At 73.0% G+C, this 5,256-nt stretch carries 1 protein-coding gene and 1 pseudogene; both read left to right on the top strand.

The genetic code is table 11. The features are described from left to right. The coding region (locus ACFZBP_RS42145; RefSeq protein WP_391421136.1) for an SDR family NAD(P)-dependent oxidoreductase at positions 1-3,108 on the top strand (3,108 nt) is incomplete at its 5' end. An 81-nt stretch (positions 3,109-3,189) separates the two neighbouring features. Further along, positions 3,190-5,256 (top strand): annotated as a pseudogene (locus ACFZBP_RS42150) (type I polyketide synthase); the annotation flags it as partial.

A 5,256-nucleotide genomic window follows, 5' to 3' on the forward strand; every position in this document is an offset into this window, starting at 1 on the left:
GTGGTGCATCTGCGTGAGCAGGGTGTGACCCGGTTCGTGGAGCTGGGGCCTGATGGCACCCTCACCGCCCTGACGCAGCAGGCACTCGACGACGAGCCCGGCGTCCTCACCCCGTCCCTGCGCAAGGGCCGGCCGGAGAGCGAGAGCGTCACCGGCGCCCTCGCCCTGCTGTGGATGGGTGGAGCCGTGGTCGACTGGTCGGCAGCCCTGCCCGCCGCCCGCCGGGTCGCGTTGCCGACGTACGCCTTCCAGCACGCCCGGTACTGGCTCGACTCGCCTACGACTCCCGGCGACGTCACCGGCCTGGGCCTGAGCGAGGCGCGACACCCGTTGCTCGGGGCGGCCGTCGGCGTCGCGGGCCGGGACGAGACGCTCTTCACCGGACGCCTGTCCCTGCGGACCCACCCGTGGCTGGCGGACCACGTCGTCTCCGGCTCGGCGCTGCTGCCCGGCACGGCCCTGCTCGAACTGGCGGCGCGGGCCGCCGAGCAGGTCGGCGCGGAGCGGATCGCCGAACTGAACCTGGCCGCCCCTCTCGTGCTGCCGGCCCACGAGGGCACACAACTCCAGGTCGTCGTCGGCGCCCCCGACGAGCAGTCGGCACGCAGCCTCGACATCCACTCGCGCACCGCCGACGGCGACTGGGTCCTGAACGCCCACGGCACCCTCGACTCCCAGCCGTCCAACGCGGATGACAGCGCACTGCTGGCCTGGCCGCCGGCCGGGGCCGACGAGATCGACCTGAGTACGGCCTACGAACGGCTCGTCGAGCACGGCTACGACTACGGCCCCGCCTTCCGCGGTCTACGTCGGCTGTGGCGCACCCCGAGCGAGCTCTACGCCGAGATCGAGCTGCCCGACGCCCTGCGGGACAGCGCCGGGGAGTACCTCCTGCACCCGGCGGCCCTGGACGCGGCACTGCACGCCCTGCTGCCCGGAGTGGCGGACGAGGGGGCACCGGCCAGGGTCCCCTTCGCCTGGTCGGACGTACGGGTGCACGCGGCCGGGGCCGCGGCCCTGCGGGTCAGGCTCGCGGTGACAGAGCCGCAGTCGCAGCCCGAGTCGCTGGAAGCAGCCCTGACGGTGGCCGACGGCGCGGGCATGCCGGTGCTGTCGGCCGGGTCGCTGGTGCTGCGTCCGCTGACGCGCGACACGTTGCGGTCCGCCCATGCCGGGCGTGACGGTCTGTTCGCGATGCGCTGGGCCGACGTGCCGGACACCGGCTCGGCCCCGGACACCTCCGGCTGGGCCGTGGTGGGCCGGTGGGCGGACGCGCCGCCGGTGGCGTACCCGGACCTGGCGGCGGCCGCGCAGGCCGGTGCGCACACGATCGTGTGGGCCCCGCAGGCCGAGGAGGATGCCCTCATCGGTGCGGAGCTGCCCGACGCGGCGCGTCGCGCCCTGCACCGGGCGCTGGACCTGGTGCAGCAGTTCCTGTCCGACCGGCGGACGGCCGCGGCACGGCTGGTCGTGGTGACTCGCGGCGCGGTGTCGACGGCTGCCGACGAGGACGTGCCGGACCTGACCCGTGCCGGACTGTGGGGCCTGCTGCGGGTCGCGCAGAGCGAGAACCCGGACCGCGTCGTCCTGGTCGACGCCGACCCGGCGACGCGGACGGAGGAGTTCCGGCTCGTGGCCGACGCCGTGCACAGCGGCCGTACCCAGGTCGCGATCCGGGACGGACGGCTGCTGGCTCCACGCCTGGACCGCAGCGCGGCCGGGGCCGAGGAGACCGAAGCCGGCACCGCGGGGCCCGGCTGGGACCGGGGCACGGTGCTCGTGACGGGGGCGACCGGCACGCTGGGCGCCTTGGCGGCCCGGCACCTGGTCACCGAACACGGGGCCCGGCGCCTGCTGTTGCTCAGCCGCCGCGGGGAGCACGCCCCGGGCGCCGACGCGCTGCGCGGCGAGCTGGAGAAGCTGGGGGCCGAGGTCCACTTCGCCGCCTGCGACGTCGCCGACCGTGCCGAGCTGGCGGCGGTCCTGGCAGGCGTGCCGCAGGACGCCCCGGTGTGCGCGGTGGTGCACACGGCGGGCGTACTGGACGACACCGTGATCGGGGAGCTGACCGCGGAACGCCTGGACGCGGTCGTGCGGCCGAAGATCGACGCGGCGTGGAACCTGCACGAGCTGACGCGCGAGCTGCCGCTGGAGGCGTTCGTGCTGTACTCCTCGATCGCCGGGCTCATCGGCAACGCCGGGCAGGCCAACTACGCGGCGGGCAACGCCTTCCTGGACGCCCTGGCGGCCCACCGCCGGGCGGCCGGACTGCCCGGCACGTCGGTGGCGTGGGGACTGTGGCAGGAGTCGAGCACGATCAGCGGTGGACTGTCGGAGGCGGACCTGCGGCGACTGGCCCGGCTCGGGCTGCTGCCACTGCCCTCGGACACGGCCATGGAACTGTTCGACGCCGCCGTGTCCGGTCCGGACGCCCTGGCGGCGGCGGTACACCTGGACACCCAGGTGCTGCGCCGCCAGGGCGAGCAGGCCCACTCCCTGCTGCGCCACCTGTCGCCCGCCCCCACCCGCCGCCGCCCGCAGGCCGGCGACGACCGAGCCGCCGCCGACGGCACGTCCGGCTTGCTGCGGCAGCTGGCCGCGCTCGGTCCGGACGAGCGCACGGCGGCACTGGCCGACGTGGTCCGCGCCCAGGCGGCCGACGTGCTCGGCCACTCAGGGCACGGCGCGGTGGGCGCCGACCGGTCGTTCCAGGAGTTGGGCTTCGACTCGCTGACCGCGGTGGAACTGCGCAACAAGCTCAACGCCGCGACCGGCCTGCGGCTGCCCTCCACCGTCGTCTTCGACTACCCGACGCCCTCCGCCCTGGCCGGGTACCTGGCCGGCGAGATCACCGCCGGGCAGCAGCCCGCCACCGCCGACGGCCCTGTGCTCGCCGACCTCGAACGCACCAAGTCGGCCATCGCGGCCATCGCCGCCGACGACGAGGCCACCCGGACTCGAGTGGCGTCCACTCTGCGCGAACTGCTGCGCCTCGCCGAGGGCATCCAGCAGGTCCTGCCCGACCAGACCGGCGATCCGGCCGACGAGCCGGACCTGGACTCCGCGACCGACGAGGAACTCTTCGCCCTCCTCGACGAGCTCGACTGACCCCGGGCACACCCACGGTCCCGGGCCGGCCCGAACCTTCCTACCCGCAACCCCGCACATTCTTACTGGAGTTGAGATCACGTGACGGATGAGGCAAAGCTCCGCGACTACCTCAAGCGGGCCATTGCCGACGCCCGCGACGCGCGCAAGCGGCTGACCCAGGTCGAGAACCGGCAGCACGAGCCGATCGCGATCGTGGGGATGGCGTGTCGTTTTCCGGGTGGGGTGGTGTCGCCGGAGGGGTTGTGGCGGTTGGTGGCCGACGGGGTGGATGCGGTCAGTGGGTTTCCGTCGAATCGGGGGTGGGATCTGGAGGGGTTGTTCGATCCGGATCCGGAGCGTGTGGGGACGAGTTACACGCGGCATGGCGGGTTCTTGCATGAGGCGGATCTGTTTGATCCGGAGTTCTTCGGGATGTCGCCGCGGGAGGCGACGGCGGTGGATCCGCAGCAGCGGTTGTTGTTGGAGACGGCGTGGGAGACGTTCGAGAGTGCGGGTGTGGACCCGGGTTCGTTGCGGGGCTCGCGCACCGGAGTCTTCACCGGCGTCATGTACGGCGACTACGGCACACGGGTCACGGACGTACCCCGGGGCATGGAGGGCTACCTCGCCAGCGGCAGCGCCGGCAGCGTCGCCTCGGGCCGCCTGTCCTACACCTTCGGCCTGGAAGGCCCCGCGGTCTCGGTCGACACGGCGTGCTCGTCGTCGCTGGTGGCGCTGCATCTGGCGGCCAACGCGCTGCGCAGCGGTGAGTGCGACCTCGCGCTCGCCGGCGGCGTCACCGTCATGTCCAGGCCCATGCCCTTCATCGAGTTCTCCCGCCTGCGCGGGCTCGCGGCGGACGGTCGGTGCAAGGCGTTCTCTGCCTCGGCGGACGGCACGGGCTGGTCGGAGGGGGTGGGGTTGTTGTTGGTGGAGCGGTTGTCGGATGCGCGTCGTAACGGGCACACGGTTCTTGCTGTGGTGCGGGGTTCGGCGGTGAATCAGGACGGTGCGAGCAATGGGTTGACGGCGCCGAACGGTCCGTCGCAGGAGCGGGTGATTCGTCAGGCGTTGGCGAATGCCCGGTTGGGTGCGGCGGATGTGGATGTGGTGGAGGCGCACGGGACGGGGACGACGCTGGGTGATCCGATCGAGGCGCAGGCGTTGTTGAACACCTATGGTCAGGAGCGGCCGGACGGTGAGCGTCCGTTGTGGCTGGGGTCGTTGAAGTCGAACATCGGGCATGCGCAGGCGGCGGCCGGTGTCGGCGGGATCATCAAGATGGTGCAGGCGATACACCACGGCGTGCTGCCCAAGACCCTGCACTGCGAGAAGCCGACGCAGGTGGTGGACTGGGACGCGGGCGCGGTGGAGTTGCTGACCGAGGCCCGGCCCTGGCCCGAGACCGGGCGCCCCCGCCGCGCCGCCGTCTCCTCCTTCGGCTTCGGCGGCACCAACGCCCACGTCATCATCGAGGCGCCGACCGACGACGAGCCCACCGTGGACGAGCCGGCCGAAGCCGACGCCCCGTCCGCGACCCCTCCACCGTCATCCGTCCCGCCGGCCACCCCCCTCGTGCTGTCCGGCAAGACGCCCAACGCCCTGCGCGCCCAGGCCCACAGCCTGCTCTCCCACCTGGAGAGGACGCCCGAGGCTGGGCTCCTGGACACTGCCTACACCCTGGCCACCCGCCGCGCGGTCCTGGAGCACGGGGCCACCCTCGTCGCGCCCGACCGCCAAACCCTGCTGACGGGGCTGCGCGCCCTCTCCTCCGGCACGGCGTCGCCGTATCTCGCGCAGGGCGTGCGTACGTCGGGCAAGACGGCGTTCCTGTTCACCGGCCAGGGGTCCCAACGCCTCGGCATGGGGCAGGAGTTGTACGCCGTCCATCCCGTCTACGCGCAGGCGTTCGACGAGGTGGCGGCTGAACTCGACGGACGGCTGTCCCGGCCGCTGGCCGAGGTCGTGCGCACCGGCGACGGACTGGACGACACCGCCAACACCCAGGCGGCGCTCTTCGCGGTCGAGGTGGCTCTGTTCCGTCTGCTGGAGTCGTGGGGCATCCGTCCTGACTTCTTGTTGGGTCATTCGGTGGGTGAGGTGGTGGCTGCGCATGTGTCGGGGGTGTTGGGTCTGGCGGATGCGTGTGTGGTGGTGGCGGAGCGT

This window comes from Streptomyces sp. NPDC008086, from assembly GCF_042957325.1.
GTDB lineage: Bacteria > Actinomycetota > Actinomycetes > Streptomycetales > Streptomycetaceae > Streptomyces.